Source organism: Bdellovibrio sp. ArHS (assembly GCF_000786105.1).
Taxonomy (GTDB): domain Bacteria; phylum Bdellovibrionota; class Bdellovibrionia; order Bdellovibrionales; family Bdellovibrionaceae; genus Bdellovibrio.
Window position 1 is genome coordinate 41568 of sequence record NZ_JTEV01000003.1, and the last position, 23325, is coordinate 64892.

At 47.2% G+C, this 23325-nt stretch carries 22 protein-coding genes; 16 read left to right on the top strand and 6 right to left on the bottom strand.

Annotated features, from left to right (window positions below; translation table 11 throughout):
• The first annotated feature begins 60 nt into the window (after positions 1 to 60).
• The 4 genes from menA to OM95_RS01085 are packed head-to-tail and all read left to right on the top strand — an operon-like array spanning position 61 to position 3405.
• The gene (gene menA / locus OM95_RS01070) at positions 61 to 960 is read left to right on the top strand and encodes a 1,4-dihydroxy-2-naphthoate octaprenyltransferase (RefSeq protein ID WP_291515412.1); all 900 of its coding nucleotides are present in this window, start codon (positions 61 to 63) and stop codon (positions 958 to 960) included.
• Positions 957 to 1949 (top strand): enolase C-terminal domain-like protein, encoded by a 993-nt coding sequence (locus OM95_RS01075; RefSeq protein ID WP_041869358.1) that lies wholly within the window; start codon positions 957 to 959, stop codon positions 1947 to 1949. The genes menA and OM95_RS01075 overlap by 4 nt, the downstream gene beginning before the upstream one ends.
• Entirely contained in the window at positions 1925 to 3085 is a 1161-nt protein-coding gene (locus OM95_RS01080; RefSeq protein ID WP_041869360.1) for an AMP-binding protein, read from the top strand. The genes OM95_RS01075 and OM95_RS01080 overlap by 25 nt, the downstream gene beginning before the upstream one ends.
• Positions 3082 to 3405, top strand: a complete 324-nt coding sequence (locus tag OM95_RS01085; RefSeq protein ID WP_291515413.1) for a (2Fe-2S) ferredoxin domain-containing protein — start codon at positions 3082 to 3084, stop codon at positions 3403 to 3405. Before OM95_RS01080 ends, OM95_RS01085 begins: the two co-directional genes overlap by 4 nt.
• On the opposite strand, the gene OM95_RS01090 is transcribed toward OM95_RS01085, so the two are convergent.
• The 3 genes from OM95_RS01090 to OM95_RS01100 all read right to left on the bottom strand — a co-directional run bounded on the left by OM95_RS01090 (position 3395) and on the right by OM95_RS01100 (position 6300).
• Complete coding sequence (locus tag OM95_RS01090; RefSeq protein WP_291515414.1) at positions 3395 to 5299, bottom strand: hypothetical protein; 1905 nt, start codon at positions 5297 to 5299, stop codon at positions 3395 to 3397. The two genes, OM95_RS01085 and OM95_RS01090, sit on opposite strands and share 11 nt — an antisense overlap.
• A gap of 118 nt (positions 5300 to 5417) precedes the next feature.
• A complete protein-coding gene (locus tag OM95_RS01095) occupies positions 5418 to 5873 on the bottom strand; it encodes a YkgJ family cysteine cluster protein (RefSeq protein ID WP_041869362.1) in 456 nt (151 codons plus the stop codon).
• Positions 5874 to 5877: 4 nt separating this feature from the next.
• On the bottom strand, positions 5878 to 6300 hold the full coding sequence (locus tag OM95_RS01100; protein ID WP_041869364.1) for an acyl-CoA thioesterase: 423 nt from the start codon (positions 6298 to 6300) through the stop codon (positions 5878 to 5880).
• 91 nt (positions 6301 to 6391) lie between these two features.
• Here OM95_RS01100 and OM95_RS01105 point away from each other — a divergent pair, with 91 nt between their 5' ends.
• The 7 genes from OM95_RS01105 to OM95_RS01135 all read left to right on the top strand — a co-directional run bounded on the left by OM95_RS01105 (position 6392) and on the right by OM95_RS01135 (position 14297).
• Positions 6392 to 7348, top strand: a complete 957-nt coding sequence (locus OM95_RS01105) for a polyprenyl synthetase family protein (protein WP_041869366.1) — start codon at positions 6392 to 6394, stop codon at positions 7346 to 7348.
• Positions 7345 to 8412, top strand: a complete 1068-nt coding sequence (locus OM95_RS01110; RefSeq protein WP_041869368.1) for a prenyltransferase — start codon at positions 7345 to 7347, stop codon at positions 8410 to 8412. The genes OM95_RS01105 and OM95_RS01110 overlap by 4 nt, the downstream gene beginning before the upstream one ends.
• A complete protein-coding gene (locus OM95_RS01115) occupies positions 8388 to 9146 on the top strand; it encodes a class I SAM-dependent methyltransferase (protein WP_291515415.1) in 759 nt (252 codons plus the stop codon). The genes OM95_RS01110 and OM95_RS01115 overlap by 25 nt, the downstream gene beginning before the upstream one ends.
• Positions 9124 to 10284, top strand: a complete 1161-nt coding sequence (locus OM95_RS01120) for a hypothetical protein (RefSeq protein ID WP_291515416.1) — start codon at positions 9124 to 9126, stop codon at positions 10282 to 10284. Before OM95_RS01115 ends, OM95_RS01120 begins: the two co-directional genes overlap by 23 nt.
• Before the next feature lie 66 nt (positions 10285 to 10350).
• Entirely contained in the window at positions 10351 to 11241 is an 891-nt protein-coding gene (locus OM95_RS01125; protein ID WP_041869372.1) for a SpoIIE family protein phosphatase, read from the top strand.
• Between the two features lie 213 nt (positions 11242 to 11454).
• A complete protein-coding gene (locus OM95_RS01130) occupies positions 11455 to 12594 on the top strand; it encodes a citrate synthase (protein WP_041869374.1) in 1140 nt (379 codons plus the stop codon).
• Positions 12595 to 12770: 176 nt separating this feature from the next.
• Positions 12771 to 14297, top strand: coding sequence for a L,D-transpeptidase family protein (locus tag OM95_RS01135; RefSeq protein ID WP_041869376.1), 1527 nt, complete (start codon positions 12771 to 12773; stop codon positions 14295 to 14297).
• A 10-nt stretch (positions 14298 to 14307) separates the two neighbouring features.
• Here OM95_RS01135 and OM95_RS01140 read toward each other — a convergent pair whose 3' ends face one another.
• The 3 genes from OM95_RS01140 to OM95_RS01150 are packed head-to-tail and all read right to left on the bottom strand — an operon-like array spanning position 14308 to position 18220.
• On the bottom strand, positions 14308 to 16083 hold the full coding sequence (locus OM95_RS01140; RefSeq protein WP_041869377.1) for a hypothetical protein: 1776 nt from the start codon (positions 16081 to 16083) through the stop codon (positions 14308 to 14310).
• A 56-nt stretch (positions 16084 to 16139) separates the two neighbouring features.
• On the bottom strand, positions 16140 to 17546 hold the full coding sequence (locus OM95_RS01145) for a HAMP domain-containing sensor histidine kinase (protein ID WP_041869378.1): 1407 nt from the start codon (positions 17544 to 17546) through the stop codon (positions 16140 to 16142).
• Positions 17543 to 18220 (bottom strand): response regulator transcription factor, encoded by a 678-nt coding sequence (locus OM95_RS01150; RefSeq protein ID WP_041869380.1) that lies wholly within the window; start codon positions 18218 to 18220, stop codon positions 17543 to 17545. The genes OM95_RS01145 and OM95_RS01150 overlap by 4 nt, the downstream gene beginning before the upstream one ends.
• A gap of 121 nt (positions 18221 to 18341) precedes the next feature.
• Here OM95_RS01150 and OM95_RS01155 point away from each other — a divergent pair, with 121 nt between their 5' ends.
• The 5 genes from OM95_RS01155 (at position 18342) to OM95_RS01175 (ending at position 23142) form a co-directional block, all read left to right on the top strand.
• Positions 18342 to 18743, top strand: coding sequence for an HIT family protein (locus OM95_RS01155; protein ID WP_041869382.1), 402 nt, complete (start codon positions 18342 to 18344; stop codon positions 18741 to 18743).
• A 4-nt stretch (positions 18744 to 18747) separates the two neighbouring features.
• Positions 18748 to 18990 (top strand): DUF1653 domain-containing protein, encoded by a 243-nt coding sequence (locus OM95_RS01160; protein ID WP_041869384.1) that lies wholly within the window; start codon positions 18748 to 18750, stop codon positions 18988 to 18990.
• A 154-nt stretch (positions 18991 to 19144) separates the two neighbouring features.
• Positions 19145 to 20521: a hypothetical protein gene (locus OM95_RS01165; RefSeq protein WP_041869386.1), complete on the top strand. Its 1377-nt coding sequence runs from the start codon at positions 19145 to 19147 to the stop codon at positions 20519 to 20521.
• A 12-nt stretch (positions 20522 to 20533) separates the two neighbouring features.
• Positions 20534 to 21619, top strand: a complete 1086-nt coding sequence (locus OM95_RS01170; RefSeq protein ID WP_041869388.1) for an imelysin family protein — start codon at positions 20534 to 20536, stop codon at positions 21617 to 21619.
• Positions 21620 to 21630: 11 nt separating this feature from the next.
• Positions 21631 to 23142 (top strand): di-heme oxidoredictase family protein, encoded by a 1512-nt coding sequence (locus OM95_RS01175; RefSeq protein ID WP_041869808.1) that lies wholly within the window; start codon positions 21631 to 21633, stop codon positions 23140 to 23142.
• The last annotated feature ends 183 nt before the right edge of the window (positions 23143 to 23325 follow it).

Consider the following 23325-nt stretch of genomic DNA (forward strand, 5'->3'; position numbering starts at 1 on the left):
CAGAGCGCTTATAAATGGCTAAGGCCCTGCTACATAAGCGTTCCAACTCACAATGGTGCAATGCAAAATATGGCTTCTTCTGCAATTCAACTCAAAAGTATTCTTCTGGCGTTTCGACCAAAAACTCTGACGGCGGCCTTGGTTCCTTGTTTGGCCGGAACCGCTTTGGTTCGCGCCATTGGACTTTCCTGGGATGGCTGGGTTTTATTCTACGCCTTGGCAGCCTCTTTCCTTATTCAAATCGGCACCAACCTCGTGAACGATGCCGTTGATTTCAAAAAAGGTGCGGATACGGAAAAACGCATCGGACCTCAGCGCATCACTCAGGCGGGAATTTTGACGGCGGGTCAGGTGATGGCCTTGGGTTCTTTGTGTTTTCTTTTGGCGGTGCTGTGTGGAATTCCGTTGGTGATGAAAGGCGGCTGGGTGATTGTCGCGATTGGCGTCGCCTCCGTTTTAATGGGTTATTCCTATACGGCGGGTCCTTTTCCTTTGGCCTATCTTGGCCTGGGGGACCTGTTTGTGATTCTCTTCTTCGGCCTTTTGGCGGTGACGGGGATCGTATTTTTAAATACCGGCGAGTGGCTGCAAGAAGCTTTTGTTTTGGGGCTGCAGATTGGCCTTCATGCGACGGTCCTAATTGCCATCAACAATCTTCGTGACCATAGTGGCGACGCCCTGGTGAATAAAAAAACTTTGGCCGTTCGTTTCGGGGTGAAGTTTTCTCGCTATGAAATTGCGACTTTGTGCTTTCTCCCTTTCGTACTCAATCTTTATTGGTGGTTTGAAGGATATAAAATTCCGGCCGTGCTTTCGCTCTTCGCCGTTCCTTTGGCGATCAAGATCACAAAAAATGTTTTCTCTACCCAGCCCAGTCCCGCATATAATCGTTTCTTGGGGCAAGCAGCGGGTTTGCATTTGGTATTCGGTCTTCTTCTGGCGATAGGATTTGCATTTTGATTCAAATTTCATACAGCCCTTATTCTTTGAAACCCGTGCAGGCACTTAATGCCGTGGCGGGGGCATCACCCCGCGAAGGGGTTTTGCTAAAGATCGAATGGGATGATGGAATGAAGGGCTACGCGGATCTGCATCCTTGGCCTGAATTGGGTGACTTGAGCCTGGAAGAGCAGATGTCAGAACTGCGCCGCGGACGCATGTCGCCACAAATTGAGCAAAGTTTTTGGTTGGCTCGCCGGGATGCTTTGGCTCGGCATGAAAAGAAAAGTCTTTTTGATGGGACAGAGAAGCTTAAAAATAATTTTCTTCTTACAAACTTTAATTCTCTTAAGCCCGGTTTTTTAGACGAGCTCAAAAGGGACGGATACACGTCTTTGAAAATAAAAGTCGGAAGGAATCTGCAAGAGGAAGCGGATGTGCTGACTCATGTGGCGGCCGCTGGGCTGAAAATTCGTCTAGATTTTAATGCGGTCGCAACCTGGCAGATCTTTGAACGATTCATGCGCAGCCTTCCTACGACGGTAAAGCCATCTATTGAGTACGTCGAAGATCCCTTTCCGTTCGACGTGACTTCCTGGAACGAAGCCAAGAAGCTTGTGAAAATAGCGATCGACAATCAGTATGACAAAGTCCCCTGGCAGATTTTGCGGACGGCCCCCTTTGATGTCATCGTTATTAAACCGGCAAAAATGGACGTGGATAAGGCCATTGAGCGTTGTCGGCAGTGGAATCTAAAAGCGACAGTGACAAGCTATATGGATCATGCGGTCGGTGTGGCACATGCCGCGGCCGTTGCCATGGAACTCAAAAAAAAGCATGGCGAGATGATCCTGGAAGCGGGTTGTTTAACTCATCGTCATTACAACATGGATTCGTTTTCAGCCGAAATAAATACGCAGGGACCGTATCTTTTGAGAATCAAAGGGCATGGTGTGGGTTTTGACAAACTTCTAAAGGAACTGCCGTGGCATCAGCTCAAGAGAAATTAGATCTCTTTTCCACGGCGAATGAAATTCTTCTGAACCCTCGTCTACCGCGCGAAGATTACGAGGCTCTTTACGCTTTAGCGGAAAATGTGCAAAAAGAAAAACAGCTTCAAGGACATGTGTGGTTAGCGACATCCGGTTCGACGGCAGAGTCGGCGGCGCGAACGAAGCTGGTCGCGCTTTCCAAAAAAGCTCTTCTTAGTTCTGCGGAAGCCGTGAATCAGCATTTGCAAAGCACATCAAACGACGTGTGGACTCAGGTTTTGCCTCATTTCCATGTTGGCGGGTTGGGCATCGAAGTGCGTGCCGAACTTGCGGGCGCACGGGTTGTTTCGGCTTTAAAAGACGGTCGTTGGGACACGGATCATTTTTATAAGATCCTTTTTCAAGAACGCTGCACACTTTCGGCTTTGGTTCCCACTCAAGTTTATGATTTGGTGGCTCGCTCTTTGCCGGCACCGCCGTTGATACGCGCGATCGTCGTTGGTGGGGGGGCCTTTGAAGTGGAGCTTTTTAAAAAAGCCCGCGCTTTGGGGTGGCCCGTCCTACCCAGTTATGGAATGACCGAGACGGCCTCCCAAATTGCGACGGCTCGTTTGCAGTCCCTTACAGAATCTGACTTTCCTGAGATGGTTCTTCTTTCCCATGCCCAGGCACGGAAAAATGAAGATGGATTCTTACAGGTGCAGGCAACATCGTTGTTCACTTGCTATGCGCAAAACTCCGCGCAACAAGCTCGCTGGTGGGACCCTAAAGTTGATGGGTGGTTCACCACGGAGGATCGGGGTGAAGTTATTCAAGGGGCTTTGCATATTCAGGGCCGCAGTAAGGACTATATAAAAATCGGCGGCGAGGGGACTAATGTCGCACACTTGCGGTCTATACTCGAAAATTGTGCGCTGTCGGTAAGTCCGGATTTTCCTTTAAAAATGACATTGCTGGATATGCCATCTGAAAGATTAGGCAGTGAAATTCATATTGTCAGTCTGCTTTCCCAGGAAGAAACTGAAAACATAGTGAAAATCTTCTCTGAAAAAGTGCTTCCATTCGAAAAACCGCGTAAGATCCATTATGCGAAAGAAATCCCGCGCAGCGATTTAGGCAAGATTTTGTGGGCGCAATTAAGGAATTCATTATGATTAAAAAAGAAGACAATCCGTGGTCCAAAGGCATCGTGCTAGTATGTACGAAATGTCACAAAGCTATCAGTTCTAAAAATTTGCGCGAAGAAGGCAATGCCGGAGAAAACTTAAAAACATTTTTGAAGAAGTCTTTCAAAGAAAGCGGCGAGCTTTCCAAAATACGGATCGTGACATCCAGTTGCTTGGATGTCTGCATCGATGAGCTTCAAGCGCTGACGTACGCCAGCGTCGATGGTCAAACGGAAACTTTCACGGTCCACCCAGAGGAGGACCGTGAAGAATTGCTTAATATTTTACGAAAGAAAATTAAGGACTAAAGTAGCCGGTGAGGTTGGTGTAGTAGAAGCCTGGCATTGCTACACTGAGAGTCAACGACGTTCCGCCCGGGATGGTCTGTTTGGAAATATAGAAAATGCCAGAGTCACTGCCTGCCGGAATTATGACGGACGGTGAACTTAAGATCGAGCATGCGGCATCCGCATAAAGACGATTGTTGACGCCATCACCAAAGTTCACGTCAATAGGAATGGTCAGGCTTGCTGCCGAAGATACCGGATTGGAAGTTTCATCCTTGCGTGTAACAAGAACCGGAACGCAACTGGGTGCTACGGCCAAATCCCATAGATCGCTTTGTGGTTGCAGAGTGATGCGATTGGCGATCGTCTTCACTCTTAATTCTGTACTGTTCGATGCCAAGCCGCTCAGTTTGAAATGATAGGTGCCGTCGCTTGCGGTGGCTTTAAAGTAGACGATCGTCGAATCGGCCCCAGAAGGGATCGTCGCCTGCGTGGCCTCATACCCGGCGTAACATCCCGAATGTGCGTAAAATGTACCTACCGAAGCCTCCAAAGTCGCAAGGCTTATAATCGTGTTGCTGCTTGCGGGTAGACGAGTCCCGTTTTCATTCATGACCACCACTTGAAAAGACTGACAGGAGTATCGATTCACATCGCGAGGTCCCCAGATATCGGTCTTGGTGATAGTTGTTTTATTGGTGAGATCCACCTTCATGTTGTACGGAGCAAAGTCGTAAGTATACGCACTGCCGGTGCCGGTCGAAATTGAGATGTTGAACGATTTATAAGAGTCCGTTTCCGATGCAGATTGGTATTTCAAATAGGCCGTAAATTCACCTGAGTCTACCAGGTTCATCGTCGTTGCTTCCGAAGAACAGGAAGCATCGGTATAGAATTTTGCCTTCGAATCGGAGCTGGCTAAATTGATCACCCCACCTGAGTTTGAAGACACGGCAGATCGATCATAATTGTTGGCACGCATCTTAATCGGATAACAGAGGTCTTTATAGATTTGATAGCGATGATCTTCCAGGGAAATCCAGCGCGTGTTTGCCGAGCTTGAGTCGCGCATGACCACAGAATAAGGAGTGGAGCTTGGTGTGAGTGCCGAAGTATTGATGACTTTGAAACTCATGTTTCCAGACTTCGCGGTGGTGGGAAAGCGATAGATGATGTCGATGCCATCTTGACCTGCGGGAATACTGAAAGACGTTTGCCCGGCGGTTCCAGCGACATCATTTTCACAATCCTGATAAGTCGCATAGGCGGCGATGGGAGCCGCCACAGATTGATAAGTTTTTTGCACTGAAAAAGTGACGGCTGCCGAATGGGAAGTTCGATATCCTTGTGAGTTGGTCAGGTACACCCGCAGATAATCGCACTGTCCCGAGCCTGCATATCCAGCCGGCCAGGTTTTCTCGATATTCACGGTGGCGGCAGAGCCTCCGCCTTGTTTGGGGTCTTGTAAAACGAGAATGGCGGTGTCGCCGATGGCCGTTTCACCTTTTATATAAATGTAGTCGACGTCGGTTCCACTGCTTCCGGCCGTAATGCCCCAAATATTTTCAAGATCATTTTTAGTCAAATAAAGATCGAAAGATCCATCCGAACAATCCCGATCGTTGGTAATTCCGGTCAAGGATGTTCCTGTTGTATCGGGAATCGAGGGCGGTTGATGCCATGCTGTTTTGTCGAAGCTAAGTAAGACGTTGCCAACGCGAGTGTCACAACTTCCTTGAATGCGCACATAGTTTTGGACATCGAAGTCCTGATCAAACGGACTCGATCCCTTCAAAGAAGGGGCGGGAAGTTTTTTTCCTAGTGACGCCACTTCTAATTCGGGACTTTTGCAACTTGTTAACAAGATCGCAGAAAGGAATAAAACACAGGCATATTTAGAGGTTACGTTCTTCATGAGTATCTCTTCGACAAAGGACGGGGTATCCTAAAGCTTCAGAATGAGATTCTTCGAAGAACTAACTTTCTTGTAAAAAAAGTGAATCAGGATGAAACGGTTGGAAAAAAAGAGTGGGTTATTTTCCCCACCCTTTCTCACTTTTTATTTGCTCACGCAGTTGCGCTTCGATGCGGTCACCAGAAACCAGCTCGCCACGGCCGACGCCAGGACAGAAAGCTTTGACATCCTTGGCCCAGGCTTTGGCATTCATGACTTCAGGCCAAAAAGGCCAAGTACGGCATTGAGTGGGACGTGCTTCATAGGCACCGCAGCTTTTTCCCTTAAGAAACATGCAGTCCGGGTTCTTGGGATCTTCTTTCAAGTGCCAGATACCGCCACTGCGGGCACAGTATTTTTTCGTAAACTCGCTGACCCGCATATCGAAATGTTTAGCAAAGCGTTTGCGATCCTCAAGGCTTAAAAAAACGTAGCCGTATTCACCGTGTGACGTGCAGCACTTGCCCGAGCCTGTGCATTCAAAACGCACGCCCTTGCGCCACCACTCATCGCCTGTAAATTTAAACTCTTCCATCGTTTTAACCTTTCACAGCTTCCAGATAGGGCTCAAGACGAGATTTCATTTCCACAGTCAGAGGCGCTTTCTGTTTCGTCTTGCCATCGACCACAGAATGCACCATTTGAACCACGGCATTCTTTTTGCCGTTTTGAGAGAAAACATACTTCATTTTAAAAGAGGTTTCACCAAAACTCGCGACCGTGACAGCGATGTCGTAGGTTTGCCCAGGAAAAAAAGGAGATAAAAAGTCAGATTCAGTATGGCGGATGGGAATAATCAGGTCGCGCTGTCCGAACCACCCTTGATAGGTATAACCCGCAGCCTGGATAAACTCTTCGAATGCGTCATGCGCAAAGCCGAAAATATTCCCGAAAAACATGATTCCAGCAGGATCGGCTTCCTTGAAGGTCAGGGTCTTTTTGGTGTGAAAGATTTTATTCATAATGTCTCGAACTTTAAGGCCGGAGAGCCCTTGACAGCAAGCAGATAAATCGCCAAGTTATCGGCTTACGACCCACCTTTAGGAGTTCAAATTGCAGCGAAGTGTCATTGATCTTAAAGTCTATGATCCAAAGGATTTTCCGGCTTATTTGCCGAAGCTGAATAAGCTTTACGAGGATCTCTTCGCTGGCGGAAAAGGGTTCCGCGCAAAACTCATTCGCATGATGAGTTCTAACCTGTCTTTGGATGCCAAAGCGGAACTTCTTTTGGCACAGACAATCGAGTTTATTCATAACGCCTCTTTGCTTCATGATGACCTTATCGATCGCTCGCATCTTCGTCGTGGCAAAACGGCTGCGTGGCTGAAGTACACTCCCGAGTACGCTGTTTTGGCGGGCGACTATCTTTTGGCGCGCGTGATGGTCAACCTTTCCGGTCATGGCAATATCCAGCTTGTGCAATACACAGCCGAAGTCATTTCTGATCTTTTAGAAGGGGAGTGGCTTCAAGACTCTGTGGTGGGCGACTTCTTTGTCACTCTTGAGCAATTGGATCGCATTCACAATTTAAAGACGGCCAGTTTGTTTAAATGGTGTATCCGTGCGCCCTTCATCGCGCAGGAAAGATACGACGTGGAATTGCATCGCGTCCTTGAGGAAATGGGAACCTTGTTAGGTCAACTCTTCCAGCGCAGCGATGACTTATTGGATTATGATATTCGCAATGATGAAGGCAAAGCCATTTTGGGCGATCTTAAATCCGGATATCTAAATTCCTTCGGCGCGTTCGTATCGCAAGGGCGTTCTCGTCAAGAGATCGACACATTGGTGAAAAGTAAAAATCTGGAAGAGTTCTACGCCAGCATCGGCGGCAAAGCTCAATTCGATCAAAAACTTTTGGCTTTCGATGAAATGAACAAAGGTCTTATCCAGATGTACAATCATCACCTTGAGCGTTTGAAGACCTTTTTGCAGCCCGGGGAAGAAGGCTTGATCGAGCAACTTCGACCTTTGACGGAAATTCTTTATTGGAGAAGGAAGCCTTCGTGAGTGAACTGATCACGCTTTCAAAAAATTCTCCGGAATTTGAATCGTACTTGTTAGGCACATTCTCTAAAGAACAAAGAGCTTTGCCGGTACAGACACTTAACGTGAATTCTGCCTCTGAAACAGTGACTTTTCGTGTTCTTCCTCTTGCGAGTATTCAGAAGCCTTCCTGGTTGATCGTGCTATTGCAGACTTTCAAGGCTCGCAGTTTTCTGTTGATTTTAGCGCCGTTGTTTTTGGTGCTTACAAAAAACATTGTATTTCGCACTGTCGTAGACCCCATCACCACAATTATCGCTACCGTCGGGGTGATTCTGGCTTTCATCGCGGTGAACTTGCGCAATGATTATATGGATCACATGAAGGGTGTGGACCGCGTTCTGGAAAGAAGTGGCAGTCGCTCGATTCAAAACGGATGGGTCACGGCCGCTCAGGTTAAAAGCTATTCGACAGTTTTATTGACCCTTGCGATTCTGTGCGCGCTTCCCATCATCTTTGCTTTCCCGGAAGTGGCCGGAGTGATTTTCCTTAGTCTGGTCGTGGGATTGTGGGCGCAGTTTAAAAAACAAAACTCTTTCAAATATCAGATTGGTGGAGAATTTGCTCTGTTCCTGATGTTGGGTCCCTTGTTAACGGTCGGCTATCAGTTGGCCATGGGGGCGGGTTTTGACTGGGAAAGTGTGTGGCTAGGCTGTGTGTGGGGTTGGTTGGTTCTCTTCGTAGTTCAGCTTAAAAATTTCATGAACATTTTTGCCAGTGCCCAAGCTGGATTTACCAATACTGTGAACTGGCTGGGCTTTGATAAAAGCCGTCGCCTATTGGCGATTTGGTGGTTTCTTTTTTTAGGCTTCAACTTTCTTTTTCATATGAGTTACGGCGGCTTTTATTGGGGGTTCTATCTTTCCCTGGTTTTGCTTTTACTTTCAGTTAGTTTTATCTATCGGTTAAAAAATATTTCCAGTCCTGTCGGGAGTGAGCTTCGGTCAGTCTTTAAAGCGGGTTTTAGACTTTTCCTTGTCACCATAGGCTTGTGGGTTTTTGAATGTCTGTGGTATCTGGGAGCTTAAAGGCGTCACGCCTCTGTATTATATCGTCAGAAGCGGCCACGGAAAAAGCCTCGCGCTGGGCCACTTTTTTAAATTGTCCGATAAATCCCCCGAACCCCGAAGAATTCTTTTTTCACCTGTTCATTGAAAATGAGCGCGTTTATGTGCGCGATCAGGAGCGTCGTTTGCTTGAAATTGATTTTGATAAAAATCATCTCGACTATGAACGCAAAGGACATCGCGGAAAGAATGAACTTATCGCCAAAGCTTTAGGTATTGCCAAGGGCTGCCATAAAATCTTAGATCTGTCAGTGGGGCTTGCCGTCGACAGTGTGTTTTTAACTCAGTTGGGCTTTCAAGTGACTGGTGTGGAACGATCCCCTGTTCTTTATGCCCTTTTGCAAGAGGCGTTCGAAAAAACTCAGAAAGAGTCACTGCGAACGTACCAGCTTTATTATTCTGACAGTCTGAATTTTCTTAAGGAAAAAAAAGGGCAGCTCGACATCGACAGCATTTATTTTGATCCGATGTATCCGCATAAAAAGAAGTCGGCTTTGCCCAAACAAGAGATGGTCGTGTTTCGCGATCTGGTCGGACACGATGAGGATGCGGCAGAGGTTCTTAAGGAAGCTTTGACCTGGCCAGTGCAGAGAGTTGTGGTGAAGCGCCCATTGCACGCTGAACAGTTACTGCCAGGCGTCCGTCACGCCTATGAAGGAAAGGTGGTCCGCTATGATACTTATGTGGTTGGGTAGTTTTTTTCTGGTGATGTACGGAATGGCAGAATCACAGAAGCAACTGTCGACACTTTTCTTTTCGCTGCATAAAAAAGTTTTGAATCTTGGGGTGGAAACCGGTCTGGTCAAAATGTTCATAAGATGCGCTGACGTCGTGATTTTTGAAGCGTCCCCGCAGCGCTCTCTTTACACCGGAATGGCTTTGTACAATTTGCGGATTCTGGGATTGGCACCTGCGGCCTTGATCATGAGCATGAGCACTTTAGGGGTGTGGTGGGTCGCGCTTTTAGGAATTCTTTTTTTAGGTTTTAGCGGTTACTTCATTTTAGGCTTCTGTGTCTTAGGGTTGTTTGTTTTTGGTTCTAGCGCCAGAACCAAAACTCTTCTTCAATTTGCTTTTAACATTGGAATCTTTTTGATTGGCGGGGAAAGCATGATCAAAAATTCCACCGTGTTGCAGTCTCTTTTGGGACAAAGTGATCTGGCGTTCTTTCTGGCGGACGGGCGCTTTCCTGCCGTGTTCACTTTGCTGATCGCCAGCGTGCTTTTGACTCTGGTCGTGAAGGTTGAGTTTTGGTCTTTCGTGTTGGGGTTAAGCCTGCTCTTGACCAGCACGGTGTCTTTCAATGGTGTGCTAGGGATGATCGTCGGAGAAAGAATCGGGCGGATGATTCTATTTTGGTGGCACACTCGTTCACTCAATCAGGATTGTCAGCGTATTGGTAAGCAACTTTCGCTTGTCTCCATTTTTGGGGTGCTTATCGGCTTCTGGCTGGCCGGAGAAGCGCGCAATCTTTTCTACTTTGATTTTTCCGGTGACTTGGCATCCTTCCAGGATAGAAGCCTGCAACTGATGGGGCTTTTTTTATTGGTTCTTGTGTGTCAGTTTTTGGCGCAAATGCTTTGGGGTCATTTCGGCAGTCGGGTGAAAGTGGGCGAACTTCAAGAGGCCCGTTATTTTTCTCCGATGTGGAGCGAGCGCGAGTATTTGTCAGCCGCCGCCATGTCCTGGGCGAAAGAAAAAGTGCAAAAACGACTCAGTGAAATCCGCTACCACCTGCAAGGATTGGGAAGTCTTAAGGAAGGACAAGTGCCGGAACACCTGCAAAGTCGCCTGAAGGATGAAGAACAACAGTTGGCCCGACTCATTCTTTAACTCGACCAAAGGCCGTGAAAACTGATATGGGTGACACCTCAGGATGTCCTCCTTACAATATTTTTCATGGCTAACGAGACTGATTATAAAGAGCGTATTTCCGAACTAGAGCATGAACTCGCAGTGAAAGATGGCGAGCTTCATCGTTATCGTCTGGAGCTTTCGAAGGCCAACACGGCTCTGGAAAAGCTCATCACGCAGATCAGTCAGGAACTGAAGTTGGCCCAGACTTTACAAAAGTTTCTTTCTCCGACCGACCTGCCCAATGTGCAGGGCTTCGAGTTCAGTACCAAATTTCTTCCCGGCACCCGCTCGGGCGGTGACTACTTCGATATTTTCGAGCACGAAGACAAACTCAAGTTTGGTATTCTGATTTCTAGCGCCAGTGGTTATTCGCTGTCTTCCTTATTGCTTTCTGTGATCATCAAAATCTCGTCGCAAATGGAAGCCCGTCGCGGGCTGGAGGCGCATAAAGTCGTTGCTCTTTTGGCCAAAGAGATCGTGCCGCACATCTTGAATGAGGATAAGGCCAGCGTCTTTTATGGTGTCGTAGATCGCCGCAACTACGAGATGCAATACTGTTCCGTAGGGATTATAGACGGATTCTTGCAGGTCTATGGCCAGGATAGCTTAGTTGAGCTATTGCCGACCGGGCCCAGTCTGGCTAAAGATTTTAACACAGAGCCTCAAAGTCGGACTGTGCAGCTGAATCCGCGAGATCGCGTGGTGATCGCTACCGAAGGTCTAAAAAATTCGCAAAACTCTTTGGGCGTGAATTGGGGCGGGCATGGTTTGGCAGAGGCTATTGGTCGAGCCCCCAAACAAGGCGTGCACGAACTGCGTAATGAGATTTTGTTCTCGAACGAAAAATATACCGGCAAAACCGATCCTATCCGCGACCAAACTTTGATCGTCACGGAAGTGAAAGACAAGGTCATCAAACTCGCGAAGACATAAGATCCCTGATCTGCGATGGTTTTTATGAAAAAGGCTCTTCTCTGGGGCTGTCATTTTATGGAATGATAACTCCATTTTGATGGTTCTTCGTCGGGGCCCAAATCGTTTTCAACAAAGAGTTTATGAGACTTTGGATGTGTAAGTCCGTGACTTGTTGTTGAATTTCTTGTTATGAGTACAATGTTTAAGTGAAAAGTCAGAAAGGAAACTACAATGGCTGAAGTAAATATCTACGAAGGCGCCTTAGATAAGGGTTTGGAAGGCGTTGTCGCTTGTACGACGAAAGTATCTTTTATCGTCGGTGATTCTCTTAATTTCCGTGGTTACACAATTGACGATCTGGCGGAAAATTCAACTTTTGAGGAAGTAACTTACCTTCTTTGGAATGATAAAATGCCTAATGCGAAAGAGCTTGAGACTTTTTCTGCAACACTTCACAAAGAAATGGCATTGAGCCCCGAGTTTATTAAAGTTCTAAAAGCGATCCCAACCAATGTTCATCCTATGGGTTGGTTGCGCACAGCGGTTTCATTGATGGCTCACTGGGATGCAGATGCCAATGACAACTCTCCAGAAGCGAATCTTCGTAAATCGGTTCGTTTGACTGCAAAAATGGGAACTTTGCTTTGCGCTTTTGATGCTATTCGCAAAGGGCAAGAGCCGGTTCAACCCAAGGCGGATAAGTCTATCGCTTGGAACATGATGTACATGCTTGGTGGTGGTAAAGAGCCTAATGCTGAGCACGTGAAGGTGATGGACACTTGTTTGATCCTTCATGCCGACCACGAGTTGAATTGCTCTGCATTTGCAACTCGCGTAACGGCGTCTTCTTTGTCAGATCTTCATTCTGCGATTGTTTCTGCGATCGGGGCGTTGAAGGGACCTCTGCACGGTGGTGCCAACGAACAAGTGATCTTGATGCTTCAGAAAATCGGCACCATGGATAAGGCGCAACAATTTGTAAAAGACGCTTTGCAAGCCAAAGAAAAAGTGATGGGTATCGGTCACCGCGTTTATAAAAATGGGGACCCTCGTGCGCGTATCTTGCGTGGCATGTCTGACAAATTGACCAAAGCGGCTGGCATTCACCACATGTACGAAATGTCGACATTGATTGACGACACTATGTACAAAGAAAAAGGTTTGATGCCGAATGTGGACTTCTATTCAGCGACTGTTTACTTCTCTATGGGTATTCCGACAGATCTGTTCACACCGATCTTTGCGGCATCTCGTATTTCTGGTTGGTGCGCTCATGCGTTTGAACAATACGCAAACAACCGCATCTATCGTCCTCGTGGTAAATGGGCCGGAAAAGAAGGCCTTAAATGGGTTCCTGCAGCGCAAAGATAATTTATTGAACTTTAAATTTTCATTCGCAAAGAGGAGACATTTGTCTCCTCTTTTTTTTGTACTTCTGCAGACTATTTTTTTTTCGAAATATATGCGTCCCTAGCCCACTCAAAGCTGCCCAAAAACCTCAAATCGGAACAGAATTTAGCTAAATGATGGAACCTGAGGGGGAGGCTATGAAATTGATTCTAATCGCTTTTCTTCACACGTTGCTATTGATGGGGACGCAGGCAAAAGCCCAATTTACGCAGGCCGCGCGTGCCGACTACCTGAACGTTATTGATGAGCTCGATTTAGGCGACATGCGAAACACGATGCTCAATGTTGGCAATGAGGGTTTAAATCCGAATCGCTATTGGACGACCGGGATGGAGCAAGCCTGGAAAGCCGGTGGCTACTGGGATGCTAATCTGAAACGGCAAGCCAATGAAAATTTTCTGCTGCTTCTGGAAGACATGAATGGCGGCGTTGTCGACCCGGGTACGATGGGTTCTGACGTGAAAATGACAAAAAAGTCCTTCGTCAGCGACAAACAGCTGCGCGTCTTGATGTACACGCACGGTTTGCGCTCTCAGCCTTTATTGATGAGCTTTTCTTCTCAATCGGCTCCTTACATTGCGCTCAAAGAAGCTCTTCGTCGAATCACTTCTTATTGTAACAACGGCCTTTGGGGAAGTTTACCACCACCGTCTAAAAAGGTGGAATTAGGTGGCAGTGATCCGGCTATTCCCGCCTGGAAAGAGCGTCTGCGCTTGTTGGGTTACAAAGTGACCAGTGTGGATCAGACTTTCGATACGCAGATGATGACCGCTATCAATGATATTCAATGGCTCAATAAAGTTGTTCCCGATGGCTCGATCACGGCAACGGGAAGCACTTACAAATATCTTAATACGGGTTGTGTGGAACGGGCTCGCCAAATTCGTCTAGACATGGAAAAGCTGCGTTGGTTTCCGCAAACCTTTGAAGATCGTTATATTTATGTGAACTTGGCGATGACTCAGTTCAATCTTATCGACAAGCAGTCGGGCACAAGTATGAACTTTCGCACCATCAACGGCCGCACCGCACGCCCGTCGCCAACGATGAAGGACAAAATCGTGTACATTGTGATCAACCCCTATTGGGTGGTTCCGCCCACGATCTTCCGCGAAGACAAGATGGAGGATTTAAAAGGCTTAAGCCCTTCGCAAATCACCGAATATTTTGACAGCCATAACTATGAACTTTGGAATAGCACCTTCACAAAACGGGTGGACCCTTCGACGGTGGATTGGAACTCGCTCGATCCTAACTCGGACAACTTGTTTTATATTCGTCAGCGACCTCATTTGGGAAATGCTCTGGGGGTTTTGAAGTTTATGATGACGAATCCCTATGCGATTTATTTGCACGACACCAATCAGCGGGAGCTTTTCGCTGATGGACAACGGCAATTGAGCTCCGGCTGCATTCGTCTGGAACAACCTGTAGAGCTGGCCGAATATCTTTTAAAAGGGACTAACTGGAATCGTGGCGCTATCGAGTCGGCGATGGCAAAACCCGGCGAGGTCATGGAAAACGACACCAGGGTCAATTTGCAGAAACCCATCCCGGTCTATCTTGTGTTTCAAACTTCAAGTATGAACTCAGATGGTGTGATCCGATTCTCTGAAGATACTTACCGTCAAGGAGCTCGGCTTCTTCAGCGCGGAGCTTTTTGATCGAAACTTTTTATCGGCTGGACGGAATGAGGGTTGATGTTGTTCCTGTGGTACCGATCACACTTCCAGGAAGAGGAGTCAGGACCGAGCCAGTTGTCCCCAAGGATGTGATGCCAATGGAACTAGTTGATCCCAGATAGCTGGTTCCATATCCGCCATATTGAATTTGCTGAATGCGGTACATGAGATTGTACATTTCCTGCTGCAAAGACGAAACGGCCTGATATTTTTGCATGGCTTGGGATTGGTATTGTTGCTGGTATTGCATCTGCATCTGATATTGTTGCATCTGCAGTTGCATCATTTGCTGCTGATATTGCATCGACGTTGAGTCATACCCCATCATTGAGCCCATGCCCATCATGTTGCCATAGCCCGTCATATTACCCATTCCCATCATTCCGCTCATCGGGTAACCACTCATCATATTTCCATAGCCGGTCATTCCACCCATTCCCAGTATTCCACCAAGACCCATCATTGAGCCCATACCCATCATGTTTCCCATACCCATCATGTTTCCCATACCCATCATGTTGCCCATGCCCATCATGTTGCCCATACCCATCATGTTGCCCATACCCATCATGTTGCCGTAGCCGCCGCCCATGCCGTAGCCGGCCATGCCCCAGGGGCCCATGCCGCCGTTGAAAATTCCTCCGCCCATGGTGTTGCCCATCATGCCTGTGGGGTAACCAAAGGCCCCGCTCATTCCCATCGACCCGTACAAACTTCCGGTGCCGTAAGCACCCATCATTCCCATCGGACCATTCATGTTTCCGGTCCCACCGATACCGCTGCCGCAACCGAAAGTACCTTGGCCTGTACCGCCCCCCAAAGCTCCATAAATTCCCGCGGCAAGATAGGGAAAACCATAGCTCCAACTTGGATAACTTTGTGTTGGCCAGCCGATGTTGGAATTGTATTCCGCAACCATTTTATTGCTTTGGTATCCCGCGTACGTTGCCAACAATCCGGTTCCAACATTGGCAATGACATTGGCCCAATCTGTTTGCGGTTTTTGATATTGATAGCCCCCATTGCCTTGTTGCATGCATTCGACACAAATGCCGCCCTCGGTTTGCGCGGTCATACGTTCGCGCTGTTCTTCCAGGGCATTTTGTTTGGCGTCTTTCAAATCTTCTTTCGAACGTTCGAGTGTGGCTTCTAAATTTTCGATCTCTCGCTGAAGTTTTTGTGATTTGGCGTAAGACTTTCTGTAGTCATTCAAACCTTTTTTACATGAATTGGCGTCAGCGCGACCACCTTCACTGGATTTGAAACGTGGGTTGGAGCATATCGACGCACTGACAGAGCCCGCCTTTCCAGGATCACAATACTGTTTCCACTCGGAAATCGTGAACCCGTGAACCGGCGTCATGGCTGTTCCTGGAAGGACCTCCGCCCCTTGTTGTCCCTGGGCTGAGATTTCGCTTTCGTCCTGTAAACCTTTGTATTCATAACACTGTCGTGAGTTTTCAATATGTTCAAAAACGAACTGAGCATAGTCGTCGGAAACGGTTTTCTCGATATCAGCTTTATGTCTTTCAGACTCTCGATCCAGCTTTTTCTTCTCGGACTTTTTTGTTTTCAGTTGTTGTTGCGCTTCCGCGATGGCGGTCTGAATTTCTTTGGTGGCATCGTCCTGGTTGGTGGCACCATTGCCTGCGCGAGTTTGGTAGGAGCAGCCTTGCATACCTCCCCACATGCCCGTACCCCACATGGATTGCGCCCATAACGTCGTCGGGAGAAAAGTCAAAAGTACGAAAATTAACTTGCCAAGCATAAGACCACCTTGTTCGTGATCTTAGGTTAACGAAGAAGTGTGGAGCGAATGTGGAGCTAGGACCTGGCGAATGAAAATGAGACTTTTGCGCCTAGAATGCGGTGATCTGCCATCTGGTTTTCCGCAGAAAGTTCACCCTCGTGCAGTTGGGCGATTTCTTTCATGATGACAGAACCAATACCGACGGAAATACGTTGGCTTTCGTCGGCCCCCGAGATCACCGTGCGACTGGATTTTTTGTGACCGAATGCCGCCAGACCTTCTTTGCTGAATCCTGGCCCGTCATCCAGAAGATTCAGGCGAAGAACCGCGCCGTGCTGGATCAACTCGATTGTTACTTTGGACTTAGCAAAAGAGGCGGAATTTTCAAATGCATTTCGCAGCAGCCGGTCCAATAGACGAGAAGAACCTTTTATTTCAAAATTTTCGCCGGACTTGTGAAGTTCAAATTGATGACTTGGATAGCGCTGTTTAAAAATCGTTATTTGGTCGCGCACACGGGCATCAAGATTCACTACTTCGGCACTCATTGAATATCTTGGTTCGGTGATTTGTGCCAAAAAAAGCAGATCCTCAACTAACTTTCCAAAGTATTCCACCTCTGAAAAACTCAGCGATAGAACCTCTTGTCTTTTATCCTCTGAAAGCTGGTGATTGGCGGTCTGTAAGGTTTCAAGAAAGGAACGCAACGAGGTCAGCGGCGTTCTTAAATCGTGAGCCAAATCCTGCAGTAACTCGCGACGGCTACGATCCGCTTTCCGCAATTGCTCGACCATGTTTTCTAAATCTCCCGCCATTTGATTGAAGGCATCGGTTAATTGGGCCAATTCATCAAATTTGCGTGCAGGCAGACGGGCGGAAAGGTTTCCTTCCCTGAGGGAATTCAAAACTTGCAGCGCCTCGATCGAACGTTCTTGATATTTTGAAAATTGATAGAGAAGAGCGATGCCGATGGATAAAATAATACAAGCCACCAGCACGATCAAAGTGACTATTGGTCCCATGGGCGGTTTGTCTTGGGGGTGGCCCATTTTGGTATATAAAAATACACCTTCTTTATTTGTCACAGAGACAAAGTCAGGAGGAGGCCCAGGCATGCGTCGCGCTTCTGAAGGTCCTAAAGAAACCGAAAGGTCTTTGTGCAGGTCTCGCCTTTGTTGGGAACTTAAGGGGACAGGAAGAACTCTTTTGCCTGTTGTTAAACTTATACCGTCGGCATTAATTAAGTCGTGTGGCTCAAGGTCATTTTTTTGAGCGAAGTCGTTCAGTCGGGGAAGAGCTTTAAATGGATCTTTATCATAGGCATCCAGAAGAGCCCGGTTCATTCCTGCTGGCCGCAAAAACATCCGGTCGCGTTCGAAGCTTGTCAGAATCCATGAACTGGCGAAAGCCACCATCACGAAGACTAAAATGATCGAAACAAAAATAAAAAAGTTCTTACGAAAAAGGGGCTTAGTTATCATACAGCTTTCTCAAGCCGGTATCCCTGTCCATAGACCGAATTAATTTTGACACCTTTGACGCCATTTTGAGTCAGCTTTGAGCGAATGTGACTGATGTGTGAGTCGACGGTGCGATCATAAATTTCATCACCCGAGGCCAGGCGACCAATGAGTTGCTCTCGCGTGACGATCGTTTCAGGTTGTTCAAAGAATGTCGTAAGAATTTCGAATTCACGACGATTCAGACTGATCAAAGAATCTCCATATTTGAGCACTTGCTGATTTTTGATCAAGGTTACTCCGTTGAAGCGAACAAGATCTAATTTCGCTTTGGTATCAGAAAGTTGATTGCGGATGCGGACGCTGAGCTCCTTTTGGCTAAAAGGCTTTCGGACGTAGTCGTTGGCACCTTCCTCAAAACCCCGCACAACACTTTCTTCGTCAGTTCGGGCGGTTAAAAAGATCACAGGGGTATGGAGTTTTTCTGCCCGCAACCATTGACAAAAATCGTAGCCGTTGCCGTCCGGCAGGTTGACATCGAGAATGAAGAGGTCTGGTGGCGAAGTCATGGCCGTTCTTTTTTTGGCCTCGCCCAGATTTTGTGCCCATTCCACTTTGTAAGCTTGAAGTTCCAGTTGCAGTTGGATTGCTTTTCCAAGAATAGGATCGTCTTCTAAAAGAAATATCGTTGTCATATTGATAGCCTACCATGTCAATAGAGTGAACTCATGACTTATTCTCTACGGCAAATGTTGAAGAATCGTGGAAGTCTGGTCTAATGTCTCAGTACAGAACGTCGCTGACAGGAGATTCGATATGCCCTCAATTTTTACTAAAATTATTCAAGGTGAGCTTCCTTCCTACAAGATTTACGAAGACGACCAAATTCTTTCTTTCTTGGCGCTGGATCAGGTGAACTTGGGTCATACGTTGGTGATTTGCAAAGAGGAAATCAATCATTGGACCGAAGTTCCGGCGGAAACCTATTCTCATCTACATCAGGTTTCGCAAAAAATTGGCAAGGCTATTTTGAAGGCATCAGGAGCCCCTCGCGTCGGTCAGATGGTAGCCGGTTTTGAGGTGCCTCACTATCACTTGCATTTAATTCCAGCTTGGTCGATTCCGGATTTAGACTTTAAACGTGCGAAACGTCGTTCCGACGAAGAGATGAAGCAGATTCAAGCGGCCATTATCACCCATCTTGACGAAATGAAGTAAAGCGATGACAGAACAGAATAAATACCAAGATATTATTCCCGGCGCCATTTACCAGCACTATAAAGGAAAACAGTATCGCGTGATTGGGGTCGGCAAACACAGCGAAAGTTTGGAGGATGTCGTATTGTACGAAGCTCTTTATGACAATCCACTCGGCCGATTGTGGTGTCGTCCCGCCGTCATGTGGTCAGAGATCGTCGAGGTTGGTGGCGAGAAAGTTCCACGCTTTAAGTTCCTATTTAAGTAATAAATTCAGGGCGTTCCACCATCTCCGGTGGATCTTATCATTAAGTTTTCAGTTGGATATCAGGTCGTTCTCACTTGGAAACAAAATTGGGTCGCTCTTTTGACCTTTACATGCTGCTTCTCTAAAACCGGATCCTCACGGAGAAGCAGTATTCATGAAACGCTTGTTACTATCAATTTTTGTATTTTCTAGTATCGCAAACGCCCAAGACTCAACCGGGGCAGCGACCGCCACAACCGCAACTCCGACGGCCGAGATTCAAGCTCCCGCCACTTCATCTGTGACGACACAGGCGTTAACTGAGGACGAGGACGACGAAGAGCACGAGGCTGCGGTTTCTACGTCAATAGCAAAAGCTTCTGATGAAAAGACTTATCCTAAGTTCGAGTTCAAATCTTATGGCTACATGGTATTTGGACAGCGCGAGACTTTTAAAACTGTGCAAAATCTGACGCCGATCACTCGTCGTGAAATGGACCTGGCAGAAATCGCTTTTGAAGGAGAGTACATTCTTTCAGAAAGTTCCAAAATCGAATTCGAAATTGAAATCGAACACGGGGGCGTCGGGACAGTGATCGAATTTGACCCTTTTGAAGAGTTCGGCGAGTTCGAACAAGAAATCGAAAAGGGCGGTGAAGTCGTCCTGCCTGAGCTTTATTATAAAAAAACCTGGAAAAAGACCGACACTGCTTTACGCGTGGGTAAGTTCCCTCTGTTTATCGCCTTGGGCTCCGTACAAACAAAGCCTCATATGTACGCATCCATTCTGGCTTCTGACCTTGAAGCTCGTATGATTCCTTTGAACTGGACTGAGATGGGCGTACAAGTCGAACAGAAATTTTCTGATTTCACAGCACGTCTTGGAATTGTCAGCGGGTTGAACTCTGAGTTCTTCCGCACCTACAACTGGATTGGGGGCGGTTACCAACGTCACTTTGAAACGAACAACGCTGACGATTTGGCCACCTTAGCCAGTCTTGAGTGGGGCAGTGTCGCCAAAGGAAAAGGTTTTGCTCTTTCTTACTATGCGGGAAACACAACGGGAAATCGCTATAAAGTCGACAAACTTAAAGAGGACGCGGAAGTGACTCTGTGGACTTTGATGGGTGGTTATAAAATCGGAGGCTTCGGTTTCAGCGGTGAAATGATTCAAGGTACTTTGGAAAACTCCAATCTGGTTTCTGCGGCGAATGCGACTTTAGGTGGTTTGGCTAAACCGAAATCTTTTGCTCCTTTGGGACACAAGGCGCGTTTGGAATCGCTGCAAGTTTATTATGATTTTGCTTCGATTCGACTGACACCTTTCCTGAAGTGGGAACATGTAAACACCTTTGACGAGGTCGAAGGCAATATCAATAAAAACCCACGCTACGAAGTCACTCGCAATTCGGGTGGTTTGATGTGGTTTTTTGACACGGGCGCCTTCTTAAAAGCGCAGTACGCAACGGAAGTGACCGAGCTTGACGGTCTGCCCGAGACTTATCAAGCAAACATTGCATTTGGATTTGATATAGACAGTTTTAACAAATAAGGAGACAAGCTCATGAAAGCTTTGAAACTCATGGCAGCAGCTTTGACCTTCGTTGGTGCGATGGCGCAAGCGGCGACGAATCAGGAAATCATCAATCACGTTTCTTATAATGTGATTCTTGCGACCTATAATGATCTGGCTTCACAGGCCGCAAAGTTGAATGTGGCTGTGAATGCTTTGGCAGCAAACCCTACCGAGGCAAATCTAGCAACGGCCCAAGAGGCTTGGCGTGCGACACGTGTGCCCTGGGAAAGTTCAGAAGCTTTCTTGTTCGGGCCCGTGGACTCTTTAGGTATTGATCCTTTGTTAGATACTTGGCCTTTGAATATCCTGGATCTTGATTCTGTTTTGAAATCCAACCGCACGATCACTACTGATTTTGTCCGTGCACTGGGAACCAACCTTCAAGGCTTCCATACTATTGAATATCTTTTATTCGGTGATGGTAAATCTGCCAATACGAAGCCGGTAGGCGCATTGACGGCGAAACAGTTCGAATACTTAAAAGCGACATCGGCTTTGTTGACTGAGCACGCGGCTTATCTGGCTAGCGCATGGACAAAGAACTATGATCCCGAAAATCCATCAGCTCCTGGCTATGTAACAGTGATCAGTCAGCCGGGATTTGACAATCCCTTCTATTCTTCCGACCGTGCGGTGATGGAAGAGTTTGTTCAAGGTATGATGGGTATTCTGGACGAAGTCGCGAACGGCAAAATGTCGGATCCGATGGGTGCAGATATCAACTCGGCGAACATGGCATTGGTAGAGTCTCCGTTTTCCTGGAATTCATTGAATGATTTCACGAATAACATCCGTTCCGTTTACAGCATTTACACAGGTCACTACAGAAGCTCTAAAGGCCCTGGTATTAAGGCGCTGGTAGAAAGAGTGGATGCAGGTCTGGCAAATCGTGTTGAAAATGAAATCTTGAATTGCATGCAGTTGATTCAGGCGATTCGCCCAACTGGCGGCGGTGATTTCGGTCAAGCGATCTTTACTCATGAAGGTCGCGCGCGCGCGCAAAAAGCAATCGATGCGTTGAATGCTCTGCACGCGACAATGGAAAACGAAGTTCTGCCAACACTTGATATGTAATGGAGATTCTCATGAAAGCCTGGATTGTTCTTTCTGCTTTTAATATCATCGTCGGAGGCATGGCTCATGCGGCTTCCGGAATCGATATGGATTATGTTCATGCAATAAAATCCGGTGGTGATACGACAATCATGATAAGAGGAGAATCCATCCGGGCTTTTCGCAATCCTGCAGCGAATCTCACTGAAGAAGAAATCGCACGTCATCTGACCGGCGATGCTCTTTTTGAACGAAATTTTTCCGACGACGCCGGTCGTTTTGATCACGGTCTTGGGCCGGTCTTCAATAATACAAGCTGTAATGCCTGCCACTCTAAGGATGGTCGCGGCGCTTTGCCGGTCCTTATGCCCGGACAAGAATGGGTTCAGCTTCGTCAAAATGAATCAGTTTTTTTGCGGATTAGTATCGAAGATGGCAGCCAACGTCCTAAGACAGCCGAGACTCATTGGGGAGCCCCCGTGCCGGTGCCCGGTTTTTCTGATCAACTTTTTCATCTAGGCTCTATGGGGGTTCGTAAAGATCTGCCTGGCGTGGGACAAGCCCAGGTTTGGATGAAGTATGATAAAAGTGTATTTACTTATCCCGATGGAACTTCGGTACAACTGCGTAAGCCGGTTTTTAAAATCACCGATGCCTACGATGAATATTTCGACTCTGTGACCGGCGAAGTGAAAAGTCGTCTGTACGAAAAAGATGTCAAAACCAGTCCGCGCATGGGTACTCCTATGATCGGCTTGGGACTTTTGGAAGCAATCCGTGAATCCGATATCCTGGCTTTGGCGGCCCGGGATCTTTCTGCAGAAGGCGTGAAAGGAACCGTGAACTGGGTGTTCGATATTGAAAAATCCATGCAGCAAGAAGCTCGTCCTGTTTCGATGGGACGTTTTGGATTGAAAAACAATACACCTTCTGTCTTTCACCAATCGTTAGGTGCTTTACGGGGCGATATCGGTGTGACCAATTATGCTTTTCCCATGGAAAGCATCTTCGGTACGGCGCTATTTGAATCCTTTGTGCAAAATCCGAAGGTGCCATCGCCTTTGGAGGCCAGCGATCAGGTGGCGAATGATTTGGTTTTTTACTCTCAAACTTTGGCGGTGCCGTCTCGCAGAAATGTGACCGAAGCCGAGGTGGTTCGGGGCGCGCAGATTTTTCATCAAGTCAGTTGTACCAGCTGTCATCAGCCGAGCTTTGTGACGGGACCTCATAAAATTGCAGCTTTCAGCAACCAAAAAATCTATCCCTTCACGGATATGCTTTTGCACGATATGGGTGAAGGGTTGGCCGACGGACGTCAGGACTTCGATGCTAATGGACGGCAGTGGAAGACACGTCCTTTATGGGGGCTTGGCCATACACAAACCATCAACCCCCGTGCGGGATTTTTGCATGATGGACGGGCACGAACCATTGAGGAAGCAATTCTGTGGCATGGTGGGGAAGGCGAGTATTCCAAAAACAAATTCATCCATCTTCCCAAAGCGGATCGCTCCGCTTTGATTCAGTTCATTCGTTCACTTTAAAAAATGTTTCATAATGACTGGTTCCGTAAAACTGGACCAGTACATAGTGGAAGTTTTCGATCTGTGTAGTGTACCATCGATATCAAGCTTCTATTGGGGCTGGTAAGGAGGTGGTGCTTATGGTTAATATATGTGACATAACCAAGGCGGAGGTGGCGGTTTCTTAGAAACCCCAGGATCTTC